A 24,665-nucleotide genomic window follows, 5' to 3' on the forward strand; every position below is an offset into this window, starting at 1 on the left:
CGAGAGTGCGGCGTATGCGGCACGCCGACAGAGCTCAGCAAGGGAGTCGACGCCATGTCGTCAGTAAACAGCTTTGGATCGCGGGACACCCTCGCGGTCGGTTCGACCGAATACGAGATCTTCCGGATCGACAAGGTCGCCGGGCACGAGAAGCTTCCGTTCAGCCTCAAGGTGCTGCTCGAGAACCTCCTTCGCACCGAGGACGGTGCGAACGTCACGAAGGAGCAGATCGAGGCACTCGGCTCGTGGGACCCCGCGGCCGAGCCCGACACCGAGATCCAGTTCACCCCGGCCCGTGTCGTCATGCAGGACTTCACCGGCGTTCCCTGCATCGTCGACCTCGCCACCATGCGCGAGGCCGTGACGGAACTCGGCGGTGACCCGAACAAGATCAACCCGCTCTCACCCGCAGAGCTCGTGATCGACCACTCGGTAATCGCAGACCTCTTCGGTAGCGAGAACGCCCTCGAGCGCAACGTCGAGATCGAGTACGAGCGCAATGGCGAGCGTTATCAGTTCCTGCGCTGGGGCCAGACGGCCTTCCAGGACTTCAAGGTCGTGCCCCCCGGCACCGGCATCGTGCACCAGGTGAACATCGAGCACCTCGCCAAGGTCATCTACGACCGCAACGTCGACGGCACCCTCCGCGCCTACCCCGACACCTGCGTCGGCACCGACTCGCACACGACGATGGTCAACGGCCTCGGCGTGCTCGGCTGGGGCGTCGGCGGCATCGAGGCAGAGGCGGCCATGCTCGGCCAGCCCGTGTCGATGCTCATCCCGCGCGTGGTCGGCTTCAAGCTCACGGGCGAGATTCCGGCGGGCGTGACGGCGACGGATGTCGTGCTCACCATCACCGACATGCTTCGCAAGCACGGCGTCGTCGGCAAGTTCGTGGAGTTCTACGGCGCTGGCGTCGCATCGGTGCCGCTCGCGAACCGCGCGACGATCGGCAACATGAGCCCCGAGTTCGGTTCGACCGCCGCGATCTTCCCGATCGACGACGTCACCCTCGACTACCTCCGCCTGACGGGTCGCGACGAGCAGACGGTCTCGCTCGTCGAGTCGTACGCCAAGGAGCAGGGCCTGTGGCACAACGCCGAGGTGGAGCCGAACTTCTCGGAGTACCTCGAGCTCGACCTCAGCACCGTGGTGCCGTCGATCGCCGGCCCGAAGCGTCCGCAGGACCGCATCCTGCTCTCCGAGGCGAAGGAGCAGTTCGGCAAGGACATCCTGTCCTACGCGTCGCCCTCGACGACGCAGGACATGGCCGACCTGATGGCGAAGCACTCCTTCCCGGCATCCGACCCCGGCCCCGTGCCCGGCGAGGAGGACAACGACACGCGCGACGTGCACATCAACAGCGGAAGCGCCCAGGAGTGGTCGAAGCCCGTGCCCGTCACGACGCCTGACGGCCAGGAGTACGTGCTCGACAACGGCGCGGTCACGCTCGCGGCAATCACGTCGTGCACCAACACCTCGAACCCCTCGGTCATGCTCGCCGCCGGCCTCCTTGCCAAGAAGGCGGTCGACCGCGGTCTGACTCGCAAGCCGTGGGTCAAGACGACGCTCGGCCCGGGCTCGAAGGTCGTGACCGACTACTACGAGAAGTCGGGCCTCGACAAGTCGCTTGAGGCTGTCGGCTTCTACACGGTCGGCTACGGCTGCACCATCTGCATCGGCAACTCCGGCCCGCTCATCGAAGAGGTCTCCGAGGCAATCAACTCGCACGACCTCGCCGTGACGGCAGTGCTCTCGGGCAACCGCAACTTCGAGGGGCGCATCAGCCCGGACGTCAAGATGAACTACCTTGCGTCGCCGCCCCTCGTCGTGGCCTACGCCCTCGCCGGGTCGATGAACTTCAACTTTGACACTGACCCGCTCGGCAAGGACCAGGACGGCAACGACGTGTTCCTCAAGGACATCTGGCCTTCGCCGGAGGAAGTCCAGGAGGTCATCGACACGTCGATCTCGCGCGAGCAGTTCATCAAGCAGTACGCAACGGTCTTCGACGGTGACGAGCGCTGGCAGAACCTGCCGACGCCGACCGGCCCGACCTTCGAGTGGGATGAGCAGTCCACCTACGTGCGCAAGCCTCCGTACTTCGAAGAGATGTCGATGGAGCTCACGCCCGTCTCGGACATCCGTGGCGCGCGCGTGATGGCGACACTTGGTGACTCGGTCACGACCGACCACATCAGCCCTGCCGGCAACATCAAGCCCGGCACCCCGGCGGCCGAGTACCTCGAGGCCAACGGCGTGCAGCGCAAGGACTACAACTCCTACGGATCGCGCCGAGGAAACCACGAGGTCATGATCCGCGGCACCTTCGCGAACATCCGCCTGAAGAACGAGCTCGTCGCGGCAGTCAACGACGGTCAGATCATCGAGGGTGGATACACGCGTGACTTCACCAAGGAGGGCGGCCCGCAGTCGTACATCTACGACGCGTGCATGAACTACCAGTCGCAGGGCACGCCGCTCGTCGTGTTCGGTGGCAAGGAGTACGGTTCCGGCTCCTCGCGTGACTGGGCCGCGAAGGGCACGAGCCTCCTCGGCGTCAAGGCTGTCATCACCGAGAGCTTCGAGCGCATCCACCGCTCGAACCTCATCGGCATGGGCGTTGTTCCACTGCAGTTCCCGCAGGGCGAGAGCTGGAAGTCGCTGGGACTCGACGGCACCGAGACGGTCTCGATCATCGGCCTGGAGCAGCTCAACGAGGGCGTCACGCCGAAGACCGTCAAGGTCGTGTGTGAGCCGAGCGAGTTCTCGGCCGCGGGCAAGCAGACGGTCGAGTTCGACGCGACCGTCCGTATCGACACCCCCGGTGAGGCTGACTACTACCGCAATGGGGGCATCCTGCAGTACGTCCTCAGGAGCCTCGTCTAGGCTCGCAACATGAGCCTTCTCGAGACCATTCACGGTCCTCGTGATCTCGACGGACTCTCTCCCGCCCAGCTCCAGCAGCTGGCGGGAGAGGTCCGTCGATTCCTTGTCACCGAGGTATCCAAGACCGGGGGCCACCTGGGACCGAACCTCGGCGTGGTTGAGCTGACCATCGCTCTTCACCGCGTGTTCGAGTCCCCGCGTGACCCGATCATCTTCGACACCGGTCACCAGTCCTATGTCCACAAGCTCCTCACGGGGCGGCAGGACTTCAGCATGCTGCGCCAGAAGGGTGGGCTCGCGGGCTACCCGCAGCGCTCAGAATCGGTGCACGACGTCGTCGAGAGCTCCCATGCCTCGAGCTCGCTGTCATGGGCCGACGGGGTCTCCCGTGCGTTCGAGATGTCGGGCCAGGATGATCGTCATGTGGCGGTCGTCGTCGGCGACGGCGCGCTCACGGGCGGCATGACGTGGGAAGCGCTGAACAACATCAGCGACGACAACACCCGCAACCTTGTCATCGTCGTCAACGACAATGGGCGCTCCTACGCCCCGACGATCGGTGGCATGGCCCGCTTCCTCAACGACGTTCGCACGCGCCGCACCTACCGCAATCTCCATCGCGGCAGCCGGCAACTGTTCAATCGACTCGGCTCTCCAGCCAGGGCTCTCTACCGCGGTGTCCGCGGCGGGTTGCACGGATTCCTCAGCCGCTTCACCAACAACGAGGCGCTCTACTCGAACCTCGACATCAAATACCTCGGGCCCATCGACGGCCATGACCTGCCGGCACTCGAACAGGCGCTTCGCCAGGCAAAGCAGTATGAGGCGCCCGTCATCGTGCACGTCATCACGCAGAAGGGGCGCGGATACGAACCCGCCCTCGCCGACGAGGCAGACCAGTTCCACGCGGTGGGACAGATCGATGCGGAGACGGGTGAACCCGTCGGCGCCGCCAGCTCCCCGTCGTGGACATCGGTCTTCGCCGATGAGGTCGTCGCGATCGCGGAGGAGAATCCTCGACTCGTCGGCATCACGGCGGCGATGCTTCGACCCGTCGGACTCCACAAGATGGCCGCCCGCTTCCCCGAGCGCGTGCTGGATGTGGGAATCGCCGAACAGCACGCCGTCACCTCGGCAGCTGGCCTCGCCTTCGGTGGGCTGCATCCCGTCGTGGCCGTCTATGCGACCTTCATCAATCGAGCATTCGACCAAGTGCTCATGGATGTCGCCCTGCATAAGGCAGGGGTGACGTTTGTGCTCGATCGTGCCGGCGTCACTGGTCCCGATGGCCCGAGCCATCACGGCATGTGGGATCTCGCAATTCTCCAGGTGGTGCCCGGAATCCGTCTGAGCGCTCCGCGCGACGCGACTCGTCTGCGTGAGCAGCTGCGTGAGGCCGTCGCGATCGAGGACGCTCCCACCGTGCTCCGCTTCTCAAAGGGAAGCGTGGGCGCTGAGGTCGAGGCCGTCAGGCGCACCGCAGACGGGGTCGACGTGCTGGCTGAGGCAACGCAGCAGGACGTGCTCATCATGACGGTCGGACCCATGGCGGAGATTGGCCTCGATGTGGCGGCTCGGCTGGAGCACCAGGGCATCGGCGCGACCGTCGTGGATCCGCGCTGGGTCGTGCCGATCCCACGCAGCATCATCGATATGGCCGCTGCGCATCGCATCGTCATCTCGATTGAGGACGGCGTGCGAGTCGCGGGCGTCGGCACGCGGCTGCGGCAGGACATGCGCGCCGCGGGTGTCGACACCGCGGTGACGGAACTCGGACTTCCCGATGAGTTCCTCGACCACGCCACGCGCGCCGAGATCCTCGAGCAGGTCGGGCTCACGCCCCAGCAGATCGCGCGTGACGTCGTCGCGCAGGTGCTGGGCAGCAAGATCCCGGTCGCGCGCCAGGAGGCCCGGCGGTCCCAGGTCGACATCGACGCAGAGGCGTAAGCGACCCACTCGGAGCGGAACGACCTGCGCTGGAGTGTGAACGACTGAGGGCCCGGAGCAGATGCTCCGGGCCCTCGCCTGTCTGTCTCGCGTCAGCGCGCTGAGTCGATCCCCCTGATGGCGGGGGAGTGGAAGGTACCTCCGAAGACTCGCTCGGACGCTCCAACCCGGTCGAGATAGGGCGTCGCACCACCCATCTGGAACGGCCAGCCGGCCCCGAGCAGCATGCAGAGGTCGATGTCCTCCGCCGCGGCCACGACGCCGTCGTCCAGCATCCGCTTGATCTCGTCAGCCAGACCGTCTTCGAGTCGGCGAAGGATCTCCTCGCGCGTCATGGGCGTGGAACCGCCAGACACGATCTTGACCGCCTGCTTGTCGAAGCCCTTGATCTTGCCCTTGTTGTCACGATCGAAGATGCGACCGTGCTCGGCAAGTCGGTGCAGGTTCGTGCTCTCGAAGAAGCGCTCGGGGAAGGCAGCGTGGTGAGTGTCCAGAACGTGTGCGCCGACCTTCAGCCCCACCAGCTCGAGCAGCTCGAAGGGCGACATCGGCAGACCGAGCGGGGCCGCTGCCGTGTTGACCACCTCGAAGGGTGTGCCCGTGTCCACCGCATGCATCGCCTCGCCGAGGAGCTTGGCGAGCACGCGGTTCACGACGAACCCGGGAGTGTCCGCCGTGATGACTGCGGTCTTGTAGAGCTTCGCGGCGGTGACCATCGCCGTGCTCAGGGTCGCGTCATCCGTGTGGGGGGTCTTCACTACCTCGATGAGCGGCATGACCGCAACCGGGTTGAAGAAGTGGAAGCCGACCACGCGCTCAGGGTGCGCCAGCTTGGCACCGATCTGCTCGACAGAGAGCGAGGAGGTGTTGGTCGCGAGGACGGCCGTGTCGGAGACGTGCTTCTCGATCTCAGCGAAGACGTCCTGCTTGGCCTCGAGGTTCTCGAAGATCGCCTCGATGACCCAGTCGGCGTCCGCGAAGTCCGCCTTGTTCGTCGTGCCCGTCACGAGCGCCTTCAGGCGGTTCGAGTCGTCGCGACTCAGCTTGCCCTTCGACTCGAGCTTCTCGATCTCACCGTGGATGTAGGCAAGACCCTTGTCGATCTGCTCCTGTGAGATGTCGGTGATCACGACCGGCACCTTCAGCCTGCGCACGAAGAGCAGCGCGAACTGCTGGGCCATGAGCCCGGCCCCAATCACGCCGATCTTCGTCACGGGCTTGGCAAGCGACTTGTCTGGAGCGCCCGCCGGCCGCTTGCCACGCTTCTGCACGAGGTTGAAGGAGTAGATGCTCGCGGCAAACTGGTCGCCAGCGATGAGCTCAGCGAGCTTCTCGTCCTCAGCAGCGAACCCGGTCGCGCGGTCGGTGTTTTTCGCCGCCTTGAGCAGCTCGAGCGCTGCGTAGGGCGACTTCGCAACCTTGCCGATGCGGCTCTCGAGCATCTTCTGCGCAATGCCGATCGCGACATCCCACTTGACGGCGCGCTCGATCTTGCCCGGCTCGTTGGAGCGCTTGACCTTCACAGAACCCGAGATGACGGCGTCCGCCCACCGGATCGACTCCTCGAGGAAGTTCGCGGGGTCGAAGATGACGTCGGCGATGCCCATGTCGAAGGCCTGCTGAGGCTTGAGCATGGTGTTGTTCTTCAGCGGGTTCTCGATCACGACCTTGAGCGCGTTCTCGATGCCGATGAGGTTCGGGAGGAGCCAAGCTCCGCCCCAACCGGGGATGATCCCAAGGAACACCTCGGGCAGCGCGATTCCGGCACCCGAACGGTCCACCGTGCGGTAGTCGGCATGGAGGGCGACCTCGAGGCCGCCACCAAGCGCGAGACCGTTGATGAAGGCGAACGACGGAACACCCATGTCGTGGAGCTTGCCGAGCGCCTGGTGACCGAGCTGGGCAAGCTTCTTGGCTGCGTCCTTGCTCGGGATCTCGCTGACCTTGCTGAGGTCCGCGCCGGCCGCGAGGATGTACTGCTTGCCAGTGATCGCGACACCCGCGATCTCGCCGCGAGAGGCCCTCGCGCGCAGCCCGTCGAGGACACCGTCGAGCTCGAGGAGTCCGCGCGGGCCGAAGGTGTTCGGCCGGTTGTGGTCTTTGCCGTTGTCGAGCGTGATGAGGGCGAGGACGCGGCCGCCGGAGATCGGGACGTCAGTCACATAGGAGTGAGTGACGACCTCGTCAGCGGAGAGCTCCGTGAGTTCATCGAACTGTGATGCCATTACTTCTTCCTCCCAGTGAAGTGCGGGTTCTCCCAGATGACCGATCCGCCCTGTCCGAGGCCGACACACATCGCGGTCAGGCCATATCGGACCTCGGGGTGCTCCTCGAACTGTCGCGCGAGCTGGATCATGAGTCGCACGCCGGACGATGCGAGCGGATGCCCAACGGCGATGGCACCGCCCCACTTGTTCACGCGCGGGTCGTCGTCGGCGATGCCGTAGTGGTCGAGAAGGGAGAGCACCTGCACGGCGAATGCCTCGTTGAGCTCGAAGAGGCCGATGTCGTCGATTGTGAGTCCGGCCTTCTTGAGGGCCTTCTCTGTGGAGGGGATGGGGCCGATGCCCATGATCTCGGGCTCCACGCCAGCGAAGGCGTAGCTCACGAGTCGCATCTTGGGCGTCAGACCGAGTTCCTTGGCTGCGCGAGCGCTGGCCATCAGGCTGACGGTTGCGCCGTCATTGAGGCCTGAGGAGTTGCCCGCCGTGACACGCCCGTGGGGGCGGAAGGGCGTCTTGAGGTTCGCGAGCCCCTCCATCGTCGTCTCGGGGCGCGGTGCCTCATCACGGGATGCGAGGCCCCAGCCTTCAGCCGTCTTGACAGCGATGGGAACGAGGTCCGGGTCGATCTTGCCTGCCGCAACTGCGGCGGCGAACTTCTGCTGGCTGCCGAGGGCGAAGCGGTCGGCGCGCTCCTTCGTGATCTCAGGGAAGCGGTCGTGGATCTTCTCGGCCGTGTTGCCCATGTTGAGCGCCTCGGCGTTGACGAGCTTCTCTGCGACGAAGCGAGGGTTGGGATCGACCCCCGAGCCCATCGGGTGGTGCCCCATGTGCTCGACACCGCCCGCGATCGCGAGGTCGTACGCGCCGAAGGCGATTCCACCCGCGACGGTCGTGACGGAGGTCATTGCGCCCGCGCACATACGATCGATCGCGTACCCGGGCACGGTCTGGGGGAGACCCGCGAGGATCGCGGTGCTGCGACCGAGCGTCAGCCCCTGGTCACCGGTCTGGGTCGTGGCAGCGATCGCCACCTCGTCAATGCGGTCCTTCGGCACCGCGGGGTTCCGCTCGAGGAGGGCGATCATCGCCTTCACGACGAGATCGTCCGCGCGGGTGTTCCAGTACATACCCTTTTCGCCGGCTCGTCCGAACGGGGTCCTCACCCCGTCGATGAACACGACATCCTGCATTTCGGCCACAACGCCTCCTTGATTTCAGATCTGGGTTGATCCTAGGCGCGGCGATTTTCGGCCCTCAATCGTTTGCACCTTCCTACGAAGCGGCGTTGTCGCGCTCCGAGGCAGACTGTGCAGCCTCTACAAAGGCTTGGTGGATGATCTGTACAGTAGCTTCAATCTGCCACCGCCTGGCGCCATGGGAGGCAAGGCTATCGGCGAGAGCTTCCGCACTCAGCGGCTCCGGGGGCGACCATGAGACGCGCCGAAGTGTGTCGGGGGTCAGGAGGTTCTCCACCGGGAGCTGCAGTTCCTCCGCAAGGTCGACGATGCGGGGCCGCACCAGCTTGAGCCGCTCGTCAGCATCGGGGTTGCGATCCGCCCAGGCCTTTGGGGGCGGGACGGAGTCTCCTCCGGGAACGCGCAGTGTCGGCAACTCCTCGCTCGCGAGGCCAGTCTCGATCGCTGCCCACCAGCGGGACAGTTCGGTGCGACTGGCGCGACCCACGAACTCTTTGATACCGGCGAGTTCCTTCTTGCTGGAAGGAAGCGCCTTTGCAGCGGCGACGAGGCTCGAGTCGGGAACGAGCCTGCCCGGGGCGGTGTCGATCTCGCGGGCGTAGGCATCCCGCGCCTCCCACAGCGCCTTCGCGACCGCCAGATTGCGGCCGCCCCGGACCGAGTGCACGCCGGAAAGGCGACGCCAGCCCTCGCCGCGTGAACTCGGGCGGGCAGGACGCGTAAGCACATCGGCGAACTCCTGCGCTGCGATCTCGGTCTTGCCCTGCTCCTCCAGAAGGCTGGCGACGGCGTCGCGAAGGTCGGGAAGGAGCTCGACATCGAGGGCGGCGTAGAGCAGCCAGGACGCGGGGAGGGGCCTCGTCGACCAGTCCGCCGCCGAGTGCTCCTTGGCGAGGTGGATCCCGAGGAGCGTCTCGACCACGGTGCCAAGGCCGACTCTCGGGAGCCCGGCGAGACGTGCGCCCAGTTCCGTATCGAAGATGCGCTGAGGGACGAGTCCGACCTCCTTCAGGCAGTCGAGGTCCTGGCTCGCGGCATGGAAGACCCACTCGAGCTCCCGGATCGCCTCGTTCAACTCCGTCATGACACCGATCGCCGGCGGGTCGAAGAGGAAGGTACCCGCCCCCCGGCGGAAGACTTGGATGAGGTACGCACGCTGGGAATAGCGGTACCCGGATGCTCGCTCCGCGTCGACCGCGACCGGACCCTCACCCGCCGCGATCAGGGCGACCGCCTTGAGAAACTCGTCGCGCGTCTCGATGACCGAGTACGTCTTCGGTTCAGCCGCCTCGGGGGTGGCATCCGTCATTGTGGTTCTCCCGTCATACGTCACGCGCCGCCCGGCGCGCTGAAAGAGACGCGACACCTTCGGCCGGCGGCAGGCCAGCGAGCATGCACAGCAATTCGCCCCAGCCTTCGACATGGCTCGAGACGTCAGAATCATCGGGCGTCCACGATGCACGCAGTTCGATCTGCGCTCCATCGCCTTGGTCCGCGAGCTCGCCGTAGCCCGTCGAGAGAATCTTTGTCGCGGTGCCGGACGGCTTCGAATATCGAGCGTCGCGCGTGTCGAGCGCATCGATCAGCCACGACCACGCGACATCCGCCAGGAACGGGTCGACACCGATGTCGGTCTCGAGCGGCGCCTGCACAAAGCAGACCACCCGGAAGACCCCGCCCCACGCCTCGGGCGCATCAGGGTCGTGCAGCAGCACGAAGCGTCCCGTGCCGAGTTCGGAGTCCTCGTCATGCCGCGCCGGGGTCACGTCAGCCGAGAGGGCGAGCGAGTACGGCGAGAGCGAGGAAGGGGAAGGGATGTCGCTGACGCTGAGCTCAGATCGGAACCTCGCCCGCCGAATTGAGTCCACGGCATCGCGGAAAGGAGCCGGGATGGGACCCGCTTCATTGTTCGGCACAAGTGAAGACTAAAGTTCAAGCGTGTACCTTGCACGCAGGCACGCCGCTCCCGCTCGCCCCTGGTGGCTCGCGGTCGGCATGCTGTCGGCCATCGGCCTCGGCGCGGCCGCGGTCGCGTTCATGGGTGTCGCTTCCTTCGTCGCTCGCCTCGTCGTGACGCCACCCCGCCGCGCCACGGAGGACATGAGGATCCTCGATCACGACGCCGATCACGGCACCATCACGCTGACACGAACCGCCGACTCCGTCATCGACGGCCGTTACGGACTGTGGTTCGACCGGGACTCCGGCTACGCCAAGGTCGGAGCTGTGATGGAGGTGAGCGCCAACAGCGTTGTCCGAGAGCTCCATGCCGTCGAGGAGGGCACGCCGCGGCGCGGCGCCAGATGCCGCCTGTCGGGCTGGTACTACCGCGATCCGAGCGAGCTCGGGGTTCCTTTCGACGAGGTCGATGTGTCAACGACAATCGGCATTGCCCCCGCGTGGCGTGTTCCGGCACCCGACGACACGGGGAGGTGGGTGATCCAGGTCCATGGCCGAGCGGTCGACCGGCGCGAGGTCATCCGCGCGGTCCCCGTATTCCGCGACGCAGGCTTTACATCCCTTCTCGTCTCCTATCGCAACGACGGACTCGCGCCGCGCAGCGACGACGGACTCTACGCCCTCGGCGATATCGAGTGGCTCGACGTCGAGGCGGCAATCCGCTTCGCCGTCGACAACGGCGCCAAGGAGGTCATCCTCATGGGCTGGTCGATGGGTGGAGCATCCGTGCTGCAGGCGGTCTCGCGGTCACGACTCGCACATTTCGTCTCCGGGATCGTGCTCGAATCTCCCGTCGTCGACTGGGTGACGGCCCTCGACCACCAAGCGGGCGCCCGACGCATCCCTCGCGTCCTCACGGCGGCCGTCTACCGCCTGCTGACTCGCCCGTGGGGGCGGGTCATGACCGGGCAGGCCGCACCGATCGACCTGCGACGACTCGATTTCGTGACGCGAGCGATGGAGCTCCGACTCCCCATGTTAATCCTGCACAGTGACGATGACAGGTTCGTGCCGAATTCTGCGTCGCGGGCGCTAGCCCACGCCCGGCCCGACATCGTGACGTTCCCGAAGATCGCCGGTGCAGGGCACACGCGGGTGTGGAATGTCGACCCCGAGCGATGGACGCGCGTGATCCGCGAGTGGCTCGACGTGCGCGTCAGCGAGCCGTCTTCTCCCGCACCTGGCGCTTGATCCGCGCGAGCATCCCGGTCATGCCGTGCAGTCGAAGCGGGCTGATCGCCTTCGACAGCCCGATCGTCTGCGGGAAGTCACCGGGAACGCCGAGTACCTCGTCGGCCGTCAGGCCCTCAAGACCCTGCGACAGGATGGAGGCGAAACCGCGAGTCGTGGGCGATTCCCTCGGCGCAGTGAGGAAGAGGTGCACCACGGCGGCATCGTCGACCTCGACGAAGAGGTAGACGGGAGCCTGGCACTCCTCCACGCGTTCGAGGAGATCCGGATGCTCTGAGTAGCGAGCGGGCAGCTCCGGAAGCTCGTTCGCGAACTCGAGCAGGAGGGTCAGCCGCTCCTTCTCCCCGACAGCGAGGAACTCGTCGCGGATGTCAGTCAATGCCTCGGGAAGCGCATGTTCAGTCACGCATCCGAGTATCGCATCCGACACTGAGGTCAACGCTGAGGAACGTCACCCGGCTCGTCACCAATAACGATGGGCACCCGCACCGCCGAGCCCCATTCCGTCCAGGAACCGTCATAGTTGCGCACGTTCTCGATGCCGAGGAGGAAGGCGAGCACGAACCAGGTGTGACTCGACCGCTCTCCGATGCGGCAATAGGCGATGACGTCGTCGTCCTTCGAGATGTTGGCCTCGTCGAAGTACAGGCGCTCAAGTTCGTCACGGGAACGGAACGTGCCGTCCTCTGCGGCCGCCTTACCCCATGGGATGCTGACGGCCGTGGGGATATGCCCCGCGCGCAGCGATGACTCCTCTGGGTATGCCGGCGCGGTCGTGCGCTGCCCCGAGTACTCCTCCGGCGAGCGCACATCGATGAGAGGCTTGCCGAGGTGGGCAATGACGTCGTCGCGATAGGCGCGAATGCCAGAGTCATCGCGCTCTACCACCGGGTATTCGGTGCGGTCGGGTGTGGGCACATCCGTCGTATACTCGCGCCCCTCCGCTTCCCACTTGGCGCGCCCGCCGTCGAGGAGGCGAACATCCTCGTGGCCGAAGAGCGTGAAGACCCAGAGGGCATACGCGGCCCACCAGTTGCTCTTGTCTCCGTAGATCACGACGGTCGAATCCCGTGAGATGCCCTTCTCCGACATCAGACGGGCGAAACCCTCGCCGTCGATGTAGTCGCGTTGCACGGGGTCGTTGAGTTCGGTGTGCCAGTCGATCTTGACTGCGCCTGGGATGTGGCCCGTCTCGTAGAGCAGCACGTCTTCGTCTGATTCAACGACGACAAGGCCCGGTGTACCGAGGTTGTCGGCGAGCCATCCAGTGCTCACAAGGCGCTCAGGATGCGCGTACTCGGCGAACTTCGGATTCTCGTCTCGTGCGACGGTCATGGTGCCTCCGTGGTGCGTCTCTGCGGCATCCTGCCAGCGATGCGCGGGTTAACATGGGAATCTCCCCTTGAAGACTGTAGGCGCTCGGCGTGCCCCAATGCAGCAGAGCGTAAGACTTCGACACGGGCTTCTTCGCCACTGATAGACAGGCTCATTCCTCTTGACCGTTGACCAGCACTCTCCTGCCACGACTGCTCCCACGAGTCTCCTGCAGCGTGATGACCGCCTCTCGGGCAAGGAGATGGTGGAACACCTGGTGCCGCCTCGCCAGTTCATGCAGGCTTCGCTCGACAACTACCGCCCAGACGCTGACTTCCCCTCGCAGGCCGAGGCAGTCGCGGCCGTGGGCGCATTCGCCTCGGGCGCTGCTCCGAAGCGCGGTGGGCTGTTCTCACGCAAGAAGAATGATGATTCGCGGCCCGGCATCTACCTCGACGGCGGTTTCGGCGTTGGCAAGACTCACCTCCTCGCGTCGCTGTGGCACCGTGCGCGCGGCCGCAAGTACTTCGGCACATTCATCGAGTACACCGCCCTCGTGGGTGCGCTCGGCTATGCCGACACGGTCAAGGCGCTGAAGGGCGCGTCGCTGATCTGCATTGATGAGTTCGAACTCGATGACCCGGGCGACACGCGGCTGATGGCGCGGTTGCTCGGGGAGCTCGTCGCATCGGGCACACGCATCGCCGCGACATCCAATACGCCTCCGAATGCGCTGGGGGAGGGCCGGTTCGCCGCCCAGGACTTTCTTCGCGAGATCGACGCGCTTGCGGGACAGTTCAATACGGTGCGTGTCGACGGAGTCGACTACCGCCACCGCGAGAACTCGGGGCACGCCGTGACTGTGCCCGGAGAGGAAGTCGCGGAGCGTCTCGCGGAGATCGAGGGGGAGACGACTCTCGATGATTTCGCCGCGGTACTGGGACTGCTCGGGCGGGTACATCCGTCCCGCTACGTCAAGATTGTCGAAAACGTCGCAGCGATCGGCCTGCTCGATGTGCAGGCCTTCTCGAGCCAGACCGACGCCCTTCGCTTCGTCGCGTTCGTCGACCGTCTTTACGACGCACAGGTGCAGATCGTCGCGAGCGGAACCCCGCTCGATGAGGTCTTTCCCGCAGACATGCTTGCCGGCGGGTACCGCAAGAAGTACCTGCGCGCTGTATCGCGCCTGATCGCACTGACCTCCGGCCAGCGCGAATAGCGCTTCTCGCAGGCTTCCCAGTGTGCCTTCGCAGCGGATGCGAGGCAGCCGGAAACAAGCTGTTTACGAATGCCGTTCTGGCGTAACACAGCGGAAATATCCGGACACACCCGCCGAAACCTTGCCTCACGAAACTGGGCCGGTACCGACGCAGACCCGCCGACAGCGGGACCCGATGCTCGGTCGATCCTGATTCGAGAGAGGCAAAAGCTATGGATACCGGCGAACTGACCTGGGCCCTCGTGGCCACGGCGCTCGTGCTCTTCATGACCCCGGGCGTCGCGCTCTTCTATGGCGGTCTGGTGAAGGCCAAGAGTGTCGTCAGCATGATGATGATGAGTTTCGGCTCGATGGCGCTCATCGGCGTGCTGTGGATCCTCTACGGATTCAACATGTCTGCAACGACTGGGCCGTGGGCGTTCTCCGGCAACCCCTTCGGCGAAAACTTCGGCCTCGCGGGCCTCGACAATGACGGCCTCATCGGTGCCGTCTTTGGCTCGACCTTCGCGATCATCACGGTCGCGCTCATCTCGGGTGCGATCGCTGACCGCGCGAAGTTCGGTTCGTGGATGCTCTTCGCCGGCATCTGGGCCACAGTCGTCTACTTCCCCGTCGCAGCGTGGGTCTGGGGCGGCGGCTGGATCCTCAGCATCGGTGAGTCCATCATGGAGGGTCTCCCCGCCGTGATCGACTACGCGGGTGGCACGGCAGTGCACATCAACGCCGGTGCTGCCGCGCTCGCGCTCGCGCTCGTACTCGGTAAGCGCGTCGTGTTCCAGAAGGGCGCCCACAAGCCGCACAACGTGCCGCTCGTGCTCCTCGGCGCCTCCGTGCTGTGGTTCGGTTGGTTCGGCTTCAACGCGGGCGCTGAGTTCGCCAACGGGCTCGCGGGAGTCGGCCTCATCGCGGTCAACACGCTGGGCGCCACGGCCGCCGCCATCCTCGGTTGGGCCGTCGTCGAGAAGCTCAAGGACGGCAAGGCCACCGCCGTCGGCGCAGCCTCTGGTGCGGTCTCCGGCCTCGTCGCCATCACCCCTGCGTGTGCCAACCTCGACCCGATCTGGGCACTCGTGCTCGGTGTCGTCGCCGGCGCGGTCTGCGCCCTCGCGATCGAGCTGAAGTTCAAGCTCGGCTTCGATGACTCGCTCGACGTCGTCGGCATCCACCTCGTCGGTGGCCTCATCGGCACGATCTACCTGGGCTTCTTCGCGATCGAGACCGGCCTCTTCACTGGTGGCGACGCTGGCCAGCTGCTCGTGCAGGTTATCGCGGCGCTCGGCGTGCTCATCTACTCCTTCGTGGTCGCTCTCGTGCTCGGCTTCGCGATCGAGAAGACGCTCGGCTTCCGCGTCAAGAACGAAGACGAGATCGCCGGCATCGACACGATCGTCCACGGCGAGGAGGGCTACGCGCTCGAGAACGCGTGACACTTCGGGATAACGGGGGTGCAGCCGTCGGCTGCACCCCCGTTCGCTGTGCCTGCGGCGCGCCAACCCCCGGCTGCAGGCGTCGTCCGTCCAGACAGTGCAGGATGCAATGGTGATCGGTCACCTGTCCCTCCTGCTCGTGATGGGACTCGCGGTCATGGCAGCGCTCATCGAGGCGCTGCGGGGGAGAGTCGGTCGTTCGTCGGCGGTCTGGTCAGCAGCGGCCTGGTATCTGTTCTGCTTCGTGCCGCTCGCCCTGCTGGAGGCGGGCGTCATCCAACTTCGCGCCATCATGGCGCACGACTTCGGCGGCGCAGCGCCGCTGCACCTGAGCGCAGGAGCCTTCCTCTGGCTCATGACCCTGTCGACGCAGGGTCAGCGCGCGGAGGGCGAGAAAGCGCACGAATCATCGACTGCGCGAACTCTCGTGTTCACGGTCGTCGTGATCGCCGCGTGGTCGGGGTGGCTGGTCGCCCTTGAGGGCGAACTCAGCGGCTTCACCGGCCCACTCGTGCTGAACTGCGTGGCCGCGGGCGTCTTCGGCGGGGTTGCAGCAGGAGCGCTCTCCCTGCGCGTCCGTGAGCACGCAGCACAGCGAATGCTCACAGGCTCGCTGGCCGGGCTCGCCGCCGCGTCCGCGTGTGCCGCATCCGTCTCCCTCGTCGCAGCCGCAGGCATCGGTCTCGTCGCTGCGTGCCTCGCCTTGCTTGCGGATGAGCCAGCGCGAAGTGAGTCTGAAGCGTGGTGCTCGGCTCTGCGTGCGACCGGGGTCGGCGCGCTTCTCGGGCTCCTTGCAATAGGTGTTGTCGATGACCGTGCCGGTTTCTTCTTCACCGGCCAACCCACGCTCATGCTCGGGCAGGCCGCAGCGGTACTCGCGACGGTCGTGCTGTCCATCGCGGCGGCTGCCTGCGTAAAAGGGCTCATGGCACTGGGGGCTGCCCGAAAGACAGCAACCCGACGCGGTTGATCTGCTTCAGGGGACCTGTGCTGTGTGGTGGGCGATACCGGACTCGAACCGATGACCTCTTCCGTGTGAAGGAAGCGCGCTACCAACTGCGCCAATCGCCCGTCAACGACAATCTTGCCATAGGTTTCGGTGGCTCCGTGCACACCTCGAATGCCCTCAGATTGACGTGTGACGCGCCCGGGCTGCGTCGGTTTGGTGTCGGAGAGATTCATCGGATAGAGTTCCTGAGCACGCAGAAATGCGAGCAAATGCGGATGTGGCGCAGTGGTAGCGCATCACCTTGCCAAGGTGAGGGTCGCGAGTTCGAATCTCGTCATCCGCTCGAGTGAAGTCTCACGCACGTGGGAACCCTCCACGGTGGCGTGGCCGAGAGGCGAGGCAGCGGCCTGCAAAGCCGTCCACACGGGTTCGAATCCCGTCGCCACCTCCACTCGGTAAGACAACACAATGGGCGATTGGCGCAGCGGTAGCGCGCTTCCCTGACACGGAAGAGGTCACTGGTTCGATCCCAGTATCGCCCACCAGACATCGAAGGCCCCGGAGAGATCCGGGGCCTTCAGCGTTTCCGTGCAGGGCAGAGCAGAGCAGGGGGCATCCGCCCACTAAACTTGGCCGAATGAGCCAGCAGTCAGGATTCGACCTCTTCACAGACCGCGACATCGTCGCAATGCGCGTCAACGGGGAATTGAGGGACCTGGCCGCAACCGTCACCGACGCTGACGAGATCGAGCCCGTACGCATCGACTCCGAGGACGGGCTGAACATCCTGCGCCACTCCGCCGCGCACGTCGCGGCCCAGGCAGTGCAGTCGATCAACCCGGAGGCGAAGCTCGGCATCGGCCCACCCGTCACCGACGGCTTCTACTACGACTTCGATGTCGAGCAGCCCTTCACACCCGAAGACCTGAAGGCGATCGAGAAGGCCATGGAGCGGATCATCAAGCAGGGCCAGCGCTTCGTGCGCCGGGTCGTGAGCGACGACGAGGCACGTGCTGAGCTCGCCGAGGAGCCCTACAAGCTCGAACTGATCGGTCTCAAGGGTTCCGCAGCCGAGGGCGGGGACAACGAGGCGGTCGAGGTCGGCGCAGGGGAGCTCACGATCTACGACAACGTTGACCCGAAGACGGGGGAGACGGTGTGGAAGGACCTGTGCCGCGGTCCGCACCTGCCGAACACCCGCATGATCGGCAATGGCTGGAAGCTCATGCGGACGGCCGCCGCCTACTGGCGGGGTTCCGAAAAGAACAAGCAGCTCCAGCGCGTCTACGGCACCGCCTGGCCCAGCAAGGACGAGCTGCGCGCCTACACGACCCGTCTCGAGGAGGCGGCGAAGCGCGATCATCGCAAGCTGGGCTCGGAACTCGACCTCTTCTCGTTCCCCGAGGAGATCGGCTCGGGCCTCGCCGTCTTCCATCCCAAGGGCGGCATCATCCGCAACGAGATCGAGAACTATATGCGGCAGCAGTTGCTGTCGCACGACTACGAACTCGTCAACACGCCTCACATCACGAAGGGCCACCTCTTCGAGACGAGCCAGCACCTGAACTGGTACAAGGACGGCATGTTCCCCGCCATGCACCTCGACGAAGAGCGGGATGCCGACGGGCACGTCACGAAGCAGGGCCAGGACTACTACCTGAAGCCCATGAACTGTCCCTTCCACAATCTGATCTTCCGAGCGCGGGGCCGCAGCTACCGTGAACTGCCCCTGAGGCTCGCCGAGTTCGGCACCGTCTACCGCTACGAGAAGAGCGGCACGCTCTCGGGCCTCACCCGGGTGCGCGGACTGACGCAGGACGACGCCCACATCTATGTGACTCCCGAGCAGGTGAAAGACGAGATCAAGCGCCAGCTCGAGTTCGTGTTCGAGACGCTGCGCGGTTACGGGCTCGACGACTTCTACCTCGAATTGTCGACCCGCGACCCCGAGAAGTCGGTCGGCACGGACGAGCAGTGGGAGGAGGCAACCGAGACGCTCCGCCAGGTCGGCGAGGAGTCCGGCCTCGAACTGGTCAACGACCCGGGCGGCGCCGCGTTCTACGGGCCCAAGATCTCGGTGCAGGCGCGGGATGCCATCGGTCGCACGTGGCAACTCTCGACCGTGCAGCTGGACTTCAACCAGCCGGAACTCTTCGAGCTCGAGTACACGGCGGCAGATGGCACGCGCCAGCAGCCCGTCATGATCCACCGGGCACTGCTCGGATCGATCGAGCGCTTCTTCGCGATCCTCCTCGAGCACTACGCGGGCGCCTTCCCTGTGTGGCTCTCTCCCGTGCAGGTCGTTGGCATCCCCGTCGCGGAGGAGTACAACGACTACCTCTCGGAGGTCGTCGCGAAGCTCAAGGCGCGTGGCGTGCGTGCGGAGGTCGACCTCTCGAGTGACCGGATGCCCAAGAAGATTCGTACGCACACCAAGGCGAAGGTTCCCTTCCAGCTCATCGCTGGCGAGGAGGATCGGGCGAATGGGGCGGTGAGCTTCCGCTTCAGGGACGGCAGCCAGGAGAATGGCGTCCCGGTCGACGAGGCGATTGCGCGCATCCTGGAGACGATCGCCAGCAAGGCCCAGGTCTGATGGCCTCGTACGAGCCGGACGAGTTCGAAGGGACTGAGCGGGAGGCCGCGAGCGGTTTCGCCGCGAGCCCGGATGCGTTCCAGCGCCTCTGGACGCCGCACCGTCTCGTCTACATCGAAGACGGGCAACAGCCGCCCGCGCACGACTGCCCCTTCTGCAACGCGCCCACGATGCCGGACGAGAAGGGCCTCATCGTCGCGAGGGGCAAGCACGCCTACGTGCTTTTGAACCTCTACCCCTACAACTCCGGCCACCTGCTGGTGTGCCCCTACCGCCACATCGCGACCTACGACGAGGCCAACGCCGAGGAGGTCGCCGAGATCGGGAGCCTCACGCAGACCGCCATGCGGGTGCTCAAGGCAACGTCGTCGTGCGATGGCTTCAACCTCGGCATGAACCAGGGCCGCATCGCCGGCGCCGGCATCGCCGAGCACCTGCACCAGCACATCGTGCCGCGGTGGGCGCTCGACTCGAACTTCTTTCCCATCGTCGCCAAGACGAAGGCCGTGCCGCGCCTGCTGGGCGAGGTTCGCGACGAGATCGCCGCCGCCTGGCCCAAGGACTGACCAGGCGGCATCCGGTGTGCGGTCAGCGCACCTGCGTGACCTCGAACTGCAGGCGCGGATGAGCGTAGGCCTCCTGCGCCTCCACGAGCAGCAGCTCCCGCGAACCGGCATCGTAGGTCGTCTGTAGGAGGTCGTAGACGCTGGACGTGGTGCGAGCGAGGGCCGTCGCGGCGTCGCCCGTCTCGCGGTAGTGGGCAGAGAAGAGCGCGGCGGTGACGTCGCCAGAGCCGTTCGCCTTCATCGGGATGTGCGGGGTCTGCACGATCCAGGCGCCCTTGTCATCCACCGCGAGCATCTCGATCGTTCCCTCCGGCCGCTCCGGTCGCTCGACGCTCGTGACGAGCACCGTGCTCGGCCCCATCGCGCGAGCGGCATCGACCGATGCCAGCGTCGAGTCGAGGTCGGCTGGCTCCGTCTCCGTGAGGAAGCCCAGCTCGAACTGGTTGGGCGTGATGATGTCGGCGGCGGGCGCAACCCGCTCCCGCAGGAGGATCGGGATAGCGGGGGCCACGAAGCATCCGGACTTCGCATTGCCCATGACCGGATCGCAGGAGTACACAGCGCTTGGGTTCGCGGCTTTGACCCGCGCAACCGCGTCAAGGATGACATCCGCGATGCCCTCGCTGCCCTGGTAGCCGGAGAGTACGACATCGATGTCGGCGAAGGCGCCACGCTCCTCGATGCCCGTGATCACCTCGAGAACTTCGTCCGGGCTGATGAGCGGTCCGCGCCAGGCGCCGTAGCCCGTGTGGTTCGAGAAGTTCACGGTGTAGACGGGGTACACCTCGACGCCGATGCGCTGCAGCGGGAACACGGCGGCGGAGTTGCCGACATGGCCGTAGGCGACGGCGGACTGGATGGAGAGGATCTTCACAAGGGCTCCTGCGGGATAGCGGACGGTTCAGGTGGTGCGGAGGACGGTGTCGACCGCGGCGGCGATGTCCGCTGCCAGCCGGGCAGCATCCTCGTCGCTCAGGTCGTGGACGGTAAGTCGGAGGTGGCGCGGCGCTGCCTCCCCGGCGAGCAGGAAGTCATCACCGGGACGGGCAAGCCAGCCGCGGCGCATCAGTTGCTCCGTGACAGCGCGGGCGGGGGCCGGCAGGGGCAGCCACAGGCTCAAGCCGTCGCCCGCACGACACGGCAGGCCGACGGCGCGAGCGTGCTCCGCGAACGCGGCGTTCCGCTCTCGGTAGTGTTCGGCGGCGTGCTCGACTGCCGCCATCACGTCATCATCGACGACGAGCGCGACCACGAGGCGCTGCAGCAGGTGGCTCACCCAGGTCGACCCCGGGCTCAGCCGTTCGGCGAGCCGAGCCGCGGTCTCGGCGTCGCTCGCGGTGACCGCGAGGCAGAGGTCGGGCCCCAGGAACTTCGAGACCGAGCGGATGAGCGCCCAGCGGCGGTGTTCCGGGCCGATGATCGAGACATAGGGGCGGCGCGACAGCAGCGAGAAGTGGTCGTCTTCGATGACGAGCACATGCGGATGCTCGGCGAGGACCTCTCGCAGTGCCGCCGCGCGCTCGGGCGTGAGGCTGGCCCCCGTCGGGTTGTGGGCGCGGGGCGTGCAGACGATCGCGCGGACGCCGGCCGCGAGGGCAGCACGAAGGCCGACGACCGTCATGCCCTCGTCGTCGACCGGGATCGCATGCGGCCGGTATCCGCCGACACGCACCGTGCGGAGTGCGGAGAGGAAGCACGGGTCCTCGAGACCGACGAGGTCGTCGCGAGCCAGCGCATCCGCGAAGAGCCGCTCGAGCGCATCGACCGCGCCACCTGTGACGGTGAGGCGCAGGTCGTCCCGCGTGCCGAGGTCCCGGGTGATCCACGCGTGCGCCCAGCGTTCGAGGGAGGGATCGATCGTCGGCTCGCCATAGAGGACCGGACGCCCCGCGAGAGTCGCGAGTGCGGGGGAGAGGTCGGGAATGAGAGCGGGGTCGGGGTTGCCGTTCGCGACATCGCGAAGCACTGAGTCGGGCGCGTATCCCTCAAGGGGCACTGCGGCCCGGATCGCGACGCGCGTGCCGCCCCGCCCGCGTGTCTCCACCGCGCCGGCCTGGTTGAGCAGCCGGTAGGCGGCCACGACGGTATTGCGATTGACCCCAAGCTGCTCCGCAAGTGAACGGACGGGAGGGAGGATGTCGCCAGGCGTCAGTGTCCCGCGGTCGATCAGCGCGCGAACGCTCTCAGCGATCTCGGCCGCCGTCTCGCCGCCGATGGGCTCGAGGGTCAGCCGCGTGTCTCCGATCGTCACACGAGCAAGTCTATGGGTCATGCCATGCTAGGTTTTGGCCTAAGCCAAACAAGGGAGTGCGCATGTCCACGACAGTAGGCACCGCTCGCGTCAAGCGCGGGCTCGCCGAGATGCTGAAGGGCGGCGTCATCATGGACGTCGTCACGGCCGAACAGGCACGAATCGCCGAGGACGCGGGAGCCGTCGCGGTCATGGCCCTCGAGCGTGTGCCCGCGGACATCCGCTCGCAGGGTGGCGTCGCAAGGATGAGCGATCCCGACCTCATCGACGAGATCATCGCATCCGTCTCCATCCCCGTAATGGCGAAGGCGCGCATCGGCCACTTCGTCGAGGCCCAGGTGCTGCAGTCGCTCGGCGTCGACTACATCGACGAGTCCGAGGTGCTGAGCCCAGCCGACTACGTCAACCACATCGACAAGTGGAAGTTCACGGTGCCCTTCGTCTGCGGCGCCACCAACCTCGGGGAGGCGCTGCGACGCGTCAACGAGGGAGCCGCCATGATCCGCTCCAAGGGCGAAGCAGGCACGGGTGACGTCTCGGAGGCGACCAAGCACATCCGCACGATCCGCGGAGAGGTCGCCCGTCTGACATCCATGAGTGATGACGAGTTGTACGTCGCGGCCAAGGATCTGCAGGCGCCGTATGAACTCGTGGTCGAGGTCGCGAAGACGGGCACGCTCCCCGTCGTGCTGTTCACGGCTGGGGGAGTCGCGACGCCCGCGGATGCCGCACTCATGATGCAACTCGGAGCCGACGGTGTCTTCGTTGGCTCCGGCATCTTCAAGTCGGGCAATCCCGCGAAGCGTGCCGCGGCCATCGTCAAGGCAACCACCTTCCACGACGACCCGGCGGTCATCGCCGAGACCTCCCGCGGCCTCGGCGAGGCGATGGTGGGGATCAACGTCGGCGATCTTCCGGCTCCCCATCGGCTCGCTGAGCGTGGCTGGTAGCACGCCAGCCCAGATCACGGTCGGTGTCCTGGCCCTGCAGGGGGCGGTGCGCGAACACCTCGATGTGCTGCGGCGCCTGAACACGGAGGCGCGGCCCGTGCGCACTCCGGCAGATCTCGCGACCGTTGACGCGCTCGTCATCCCGGGCGGTGAGTCGACCGTGATCGACAAGCTCTCGCGCGCGTTCGGGCTGGATGGGCCCATCAAGGAGGCGATAGCGCGAGGGCTGCCCGTACTGGGCACCTGTGCTGGCCTCATCATGCTCGCGGATCGCATCCAGGGGAGAGCCCCTGGCCAGAGGACCTTCGGCGGACTCGATGCGACCGTGCGGCGGAACGCCTTCGGGAGCCAGGGCGAGTCGTTCGAAACCGAAATCGCCGTGCCAGAACTTGGTGGCCCGGCGTTGCGCGCCGTCTTCATCCGGGCTCCCGCCATTGAGGAGGTCGGCCAGGCGGTGACCGTGCTGGGACGCCTCGACGACGGGAAGATCGTCGCCGTGCAGCAAGGGAGGCTGCTCGGCATTGCCTTCCACCCGGAGATCTCGGGGGAAGACCGATTCCACGCCAGGCTCATCGCTCTCGCGCGCGAAGCGGCGGGCCGCGACTGAGCACGGCAAGGCAGAGGCCCTCTATAGGATGTTCTCCATGTCAGGGCATTCCAAATGGGCAACCACGAAGCACAAGAAGGCGGTCATCGACGCGCGCAGGGCCAAGTCCTTCGCGAAGCTGATCAAGAACATCGAGGTCGCAGCCAAGATCGGTGGCGCTGACCTCTCGGGCAATCCGACCCTCGTCGACGCGGTGCAGAAGGCCAAGAAGACCTCGGTGCCCAATGACAACATCGATCGCGCGATCAAGCGTGGCGCGGGCCTCACTGGTGAGTCCGTCGAATACATGACGATCATGTACGAGGGCTACGCGCAGGGCGGTGTCGCACTCCTCATCGAATGTCTCACAGACAACAAGAACCGCGCCGCGGCCGAGGTTCGCACCGCCATGACGCGCAACGGCGGCAACATGGCCGACCCGGGAAGCGTGGCCTACAACTTCTCGCGCAAGGGCGTCGTGTCGATCACGAAGACCGAGGGCCTGACGGAGGACGACGTCCTCCTCGCCGTGCTCGATGCCGGAGCCGAAGAGGTCGTCGACCGGGGAGCGGGCTTCGAGGTCATCACCGACCCCTCCGACCTCGTCGCCGTCCGCACCGCGCTGCAGGATGCCGGCATCGACTATGACTCGGCGGAGGCGGAGTTCGTGCCGAACCTCAGCGTCGAGATCGACGCCGAGACAGCGCGCAAGGTGTTCAAGCTGATCGACGCGCTCGAAGACAGCGACGACGTGCAGAACGTCTTCGTCAACTACTCCCTGTCGCCGGAGACCCAGGCCGAACTCGACGAGGACTAGTTGTCCGGCTCGCCTGCACGCATCCTCGGCGTTGATCCCGGGCTCACCCGCTGCGGCATCGGTGTCATCGATGTCATGGCGGGCAGGCGCGCCCGGCTCATCGACGTCGGTGTGATCAGGACGCCCGCTGACATGCCCCTTGAGCGACGTCTCCAACTCATCGGCGACGCGCTCGACGGCCTGCTCGACGAACACCGCCCGAGCGCGATCGCCCTGGAGCGTGTCTTCGCGCAGCACAACCTCCGCTCGGTGATGGGCACGGCACAGGTAAGTGGCGTCGTGCTGTTGGCTGCGGGACGCCGCTCACTTCCCGTGGGACTCCACACCCCCTCCGAAGTCAAGGCGGCGGTGACCGGCTACGGCGCTGCCGACAAGCGGCAGGTCGGCGAGATGGTGGCCCGCATCCTCGAACTCTCGGCCCCGCCGACCCCGGCAGACGCGGCCGACGCCCTCGCGCTCGCCCTCTGTCATGCGTGGCGAGGCGGCGCGACGAGCGCGCCGGCTCGGGCGGATGCCGGAACTCCCGCACAGCAGGCGTGGCGCGCCGCAGAACGTCGACGGTGACGTCGGGGGCTCCTCATAGGCT

20 protein-coding genes and 4 tRNA genes are annotated in these 24,665 nt (G+C 66.1%); 15 read left to right on the forward strand and 9 right to left on the reverse strand.

Going from position 1 to position 24,665, the window contains the following annotated elements; all coding sequences use genetic code 11:
* The first annotated feature begins 54 nt into the window (after positions 1–54).
* Positions 55–2,889 (forward strand): aconitate hydratase AcnA, encoded by a 2,835-nt coding sequence (gene acnA / locus ACIQK7_RS11340; protein ID WP_403024806.1) that lies wholly within the window; start codon positions 55–57, stop codon positions 2,887–2,889.
* Between the two features lie 9 nt (positions 2,890–2,898).
* Complete coding sequence (gene dxs / locus ACIQK7_RS11345; RefSeq protein ID WP_403024809.1) at positions 2,899–4,836, forward strand: 1-deoxy-D-xylulose-5-phosphate synthase; 1,938 nt, start codon at positions 2,899–2,901, stop codon at positions 4,834–4,836.
* A 92-nt stretch (positions 4,837–4,928) separates the two neighbouring features.
* On the opposite strand, the gene ACIQK7_RS11350 is transcribed toward dxs, so the two are convergent.
* From ACIQK7_RS11350 to ACIQK7_RS11365, 4 genes are all read right to left on the reverse strand, one after another.
* Entirely contained in the window at positions 4,929–7,061 is a 2,133-nt protein-coding gene (locus tag ACIQK7_RS11350; protein WP_403024812.1) for a 3-hydroxyacyl-CoA dehydrogenase NAD-binding domain-containing protein, read from the reverse strand.
* Positions 7,061–8,251, reverse strand: coding sequence for an acetyl-CoA C-acyltransferase (locus tag ACIQK7_RS11355; RefSeq protein WP_370454509.1), 1,191 nt, complete (start codon positions 8,249–8,251; stop codon positions 7,061–7,063). The genes ACIQK7_RS11350 and ACIQK7_RS11355 overlap by 1 nt, the downstream gene beginning before the upstream one ends.
* 82 nt (positions 8,252–8,333) lie before the next feature.
* A complete protein-coding gene (locus ACIQK7_RS11360) occupies positions 8,334–9,566 on the reverse strand; it encodes an HRDC domain-containing protein (protein WP_403024815.1) in 1,233 nt (410 codons plus the stop codon).
* A 13-nt stretch (positions 9,567–9,579) separates the two neighbouring features.
* A complete protein-coding gene (locus ACIQK7_RS11365; protein ID WP_403024818.1) occupies positions 9,580–10,173 on the reverse strand; it encodes a DUF3000 domain-containing protein in 594 nt (197 codons plus the stop codon).
* A gap of 22 nt (positions 10,174–10,195) precedes the next feature.
* On the opposite strand from ACIQK7_RS11365, the gene ACIQK7_RS11370 reads away from it, so the two are divergent.
* Entirely contained in the window at positions 10,196–11,407 is a 1,212-nt protein-coding gene (locus ACIQK7_RS11370) for an alpha/beta hydrolase family protein (protein ID WP_403024821.1), read from the forward strand.
* On the opposite strand, the gene ACIQK7_RS11375 is transcribed toward ACIQK7_RS11370, so the two are convergent.
* Positions 11,373–11,813 (reverse strand): SufE family protein, encoded by a 441-nt coding sequence (locus ACIQK7_RS11375; RefSeq protein ID WP_403024824.1) that lies wholly within the window; start codon positions 11,811–11,813, stop codon positions 11,373–11,375. The two genes, ACIQK7_RS11370 and ACIQK7_RS11375, sit on opposite strands and share 35 nt — an antisense overlap.
* A 29-nt stretch (positions 11,814–11,842) precedes the next feature.
* Positions 11,843–12,742 carry a sulfurtransferase gene (locus tag ACIQK7_RS11380; RefSeq protein WP_403024827.1) on the reverse strand — a complete coding sequence of 300 codons (900 nt, stop codon included), beginning with the start codon at positions 12,740–12,742 and terminating at the stop codon, positions 11,843–11,845.
* Positions 12,743–12,902: 160 nt separating this feature from the next.
* Between ACIQK7_RS11380 and zapE the strand changes: the two genes are divergently transcribed.
* The 3 genes from zapE to ACIQK7_RS11395 all read left to right on the forward strand — a co-directional run bounded on the left by zapE (position 12,903) and on the right by ACIQK7_RS11395 (position 16,337).
* Positions 12,903–13,940, forward strand: a complete 1,038-nt coding sequence (gene zapE, locus ACIQK7_RS11385; RefSeq protein ID WP_403024829.1) for a cell division protein ZapE — start codon at positions 12,903–12,905, stop codon at positions 13,938–13,940.
* A gap of 212 nt (positions 13,941–14,152) precedes the next feature.
* Complete coding sequence (locus tag ACIQK7_RS11390; RefSeq protein WP_403024832.1) at positions 14,153–15,367, forward strand: ammonium transporter; 1,215 nt, start codon at positions 14,153–14,155, stop codon at positions 15,365–15,367.
* Between the two features lie 112 nt (positions 15,368–15,479).
* Positions 15,480–16,337 (forward strand): hypothetical protein, encoded by an 858-nt coding sequence (locus ACIQK7_RS11395; RefSeq protein ID WP_403024834.1) that lies wholly within the window; start codon positions 15,480–15,482, stop codon positions 16,335–16,337.
* 25 nt (positions 16,338–16,362) lie between these two features.
* Here the strand turns inward: ACIQK7_RS11395 and ACIQK7_RS11400 are convergent.
* Positions 16,363–16,438 (reverse strand) — tRNA-Val (locus tag ACIQK7_RS11400).
* A 149-nt stretch (positions 16,439–16,587) separates the two neighbouring features.
* Between ACIQK7_RS11400 and ACIQK7_RS11405 the strand changes: the two genes are divergently transcribed.
* The 5 genes from ACIQK7_RS11405 to ACIQK7_RS11425 all read left to right on the forward strand — a co-directional run bounded on the left by ACIQK7_RS11405 (position 16,588) and on the right by ACIQK7_RS11425 (position 19,475).
* A tRNA-Gly gene (locus tag ACIQK7_RS11405) sits at positions 16,588–16,659 on the forward strand.
* Between the two features lie 34 nt (positions 16,660–16,693).
* A tRNA-Cys gene (locus tag ACIQK7_RS11410) sits at positions 16,694–16,767 on the forward strand.
* 19 nt (positions 16,768–16,786) lie between these two features.
* Positions 16,787–16,861: transfer RNA gene (locus tag ACIQK7_RS11415), tRNA-Val, on the forward strand.
* A gap of 92 nt (positions 16,862–16,953) precedes the next feature.
* Positions 16,954–18,909, forward strand: a complete 1,956-nt coding sequence (gene thrS / locus ACIQK7_RS11420; RefSeq protein WP_403024836.1) for a threonine--tRNA ligase — start codon at positions 16,954–16,956, stop codon at positions 18,907–18,909.
* The gene (locus ACIQK7_RS11425; protein ID WP_403024839.1) at positions 18,909–19,475 is read left to right on the forward strand and encodes an HIT family protein; all 567 of its coding nucleotides are present in this window, start codon (positions 18,909–18,911) and stop codon (positions 19,473–19,475) included. The genes thrS and ACIQK7_RS11425 overlap by 1 nt, the downstream gene beginning before the upstream one ends.
* Positions 19,476–19,497: 22 nt before the next feature.
* Here ACIQK7_RS11425 and pdxY read toward each other — a convergent pair whose 3' ends face one another.
* Together pdxY and ACIQK7_RS11435 are read right to left on the reverse strand one after the other, a co-directional pair.
* Positions 19,498–20,349, reverse strand: coding sequence for a pyridoxal kinase PdxY (gene pdxY / locus ACIQK7_RS11430; protein WP_403024841.1), 852 nt, complete (start codon positions 20,347–20,349; stop codon positions 19,498–19,500).
* Positions 20,350–20,376: 27 nt separating this feature from the next.
* Positions 20,377–21,726, reverse strand: a complete 1,350-nt coding sequence (locus ACIQK7_RS11435; RefSeq protein ID WP_403024843.1) for an aminotransferase class I/II-fold pyridoxal phosphate-dependent enzyme — start codon at positions 21,724–21,726, stop codon at positions 20,377–20,379.
* Positions 21,727–21,788: 62 nt separating this feature from the next.
* Here ACIQK7_RS11435 and pdxS point away from each other — a divergent pair, with 62 nt between their 5' ends.
* From pdxS to ruvC, 4 genes are read left to right on the forward strand one after another with little or no spacing between them, the layout of a single operon-like run.
* On the forward strand, positions 21,789–22,676 hold the full coding sequence (gene pdxS, locus ACIQK7_RS11440) for a pyridoxal 5'-phosphate synthase lyase subunit PdxS (RefSeq protein ID WP_403024845.1): 888 nt from the start codon (positions 21,789–21,791) through the stop codon (positions 22,674–22,676).
* On the forward strand, positions 22,666–23,283 hold the full coding sequence (gene pdxT, locus ACIQK7_RS11445) for a pyridoxal 5'-phosphate synthase glutaminase subunit PdxT (RefSeq protein ID WP_403024848.1): 618 nt from the start codon (positions 22,666–22,668) through the stop codon (positions 23,281–23,283). Before pdxS ends, pdxT begins: the two co-directional genes overlap by 11 nt.
* Positions 23,284–23,320: 37 nt before the next feature.
* On the forward strand, positions 23,321–24,079 hold the full coding sequence (locus ACIQK7_RS11450) for a YebC/PmpR family DNA-binding transcriptional regulator (protein WP_403024851.1): 759 nt from the start codon (positions 23,321–23,323) through the stop codon (positions 24,077–24,079).
* The gene (ruvC, locus tag ACIQK7_RS11455) at positions 24,080–24,643 is read left to right on the forward strand and encodes a crossover junction endodeoxyribonuclease RuvC (RefSeq protein ID WP_403024854.1); all 564 of its coding nucleotides are present in this window, start codon (positions 24,080–24,082) and stop codon (positions 24,641–24,643) included.
* Positions 24,644–24,665: the final 22 nt, after the last annotated feature.

Origin of the sequence: Salinibacterium sp. GXW1014 (genome assembly GCF_044769865.1) — a bacterium.
Lineage (GTDB): Bacteria > Actinomycetota > Actinomycetes > Actinomycetales > Microbacteriaceae > Homoserinimonas.

Excerpts from the sequence above, each read along its gene's own strand:
- acnA (WP_403024806.1), top strand. The coding sequence starts at position 55 with ATGTCGTCAGTAAACAGCTTTGGATCGCGGGACACCCTCGCGGTCGGT.
- dxs (WP_403024809.1), top strand. The coding sequence starts at position 2,899 with ATGAGCCTTCTCGAGACCATTCACGGTCCTCGTGATCTCGACGGACTC.
- ACIQK7_RS11350 (WP_403024812.1), bottom strand. The coding sequence starts at position 7,061 with ATGGCATCACAGTTCGATGAACTCACGGAGCTCTCCGCTGACGAGGTC.
- ACIQK7_RS11355 (WP_370454509.1), bottom strand. The coding sequence starts at position 8,251 with ATGCAGGATGTCGTGTTCATCGACGGGGTGAGGACCCCGTTCGGACGA.
- ACIQK7_RS11360 (WP_403024815.1), bottom strand. The coding sequence starts at position 9,566 with ATGACGGATGCCACCCCCGAGGCGGCTGAACCGAAGACGTACTCGGTC.
- ACIQK7_RS11380 (WP_403024827.1), bottom strand. The coding sequence starts at position 12,742 with ATGACCGTCGCACGAGACGAGAATCCGAAGTTCGCCGAGTACGCGCAT.
- ACIQK7_RS11390 (WP_403024832.1), top strand. The coding sequence starts at position 14,153 with ATGGATACCGGCGAACTGACCTGGGCCCTCGTGGCCACGGCGCTCGTG.
- thrS (WP_403024836.1), top strand. The coding sequence starts at position 16,954 with ATGAGCCAGCAGTCAGGATTCGACCTCTTCACAGACCGCGACATCGTC.
- ACIQK7_RS11425 (WP_403024839.1), top strand. The coding sequence starts at position 18,909 with ATGGCCTCGTACGAGCCGGACGAGTTCGAAGGGACTGAGCGGGAGGCC.
- pdxS (WP_403024845.1), top strand. The coding sequence starts at position 21,789 with ATGTCCACGACAGTAGGCACCGCTCGCGTCAAGCGCGGGCTCGCCGAG.
- ACIQK7_RS11450 (WP_403024851.1), top strand. The coding sequence starts at position 23,321 with ATGTCAGGGCATTCCAAATGGGCAACCACGAAGCACAAGAAGGCGGTC.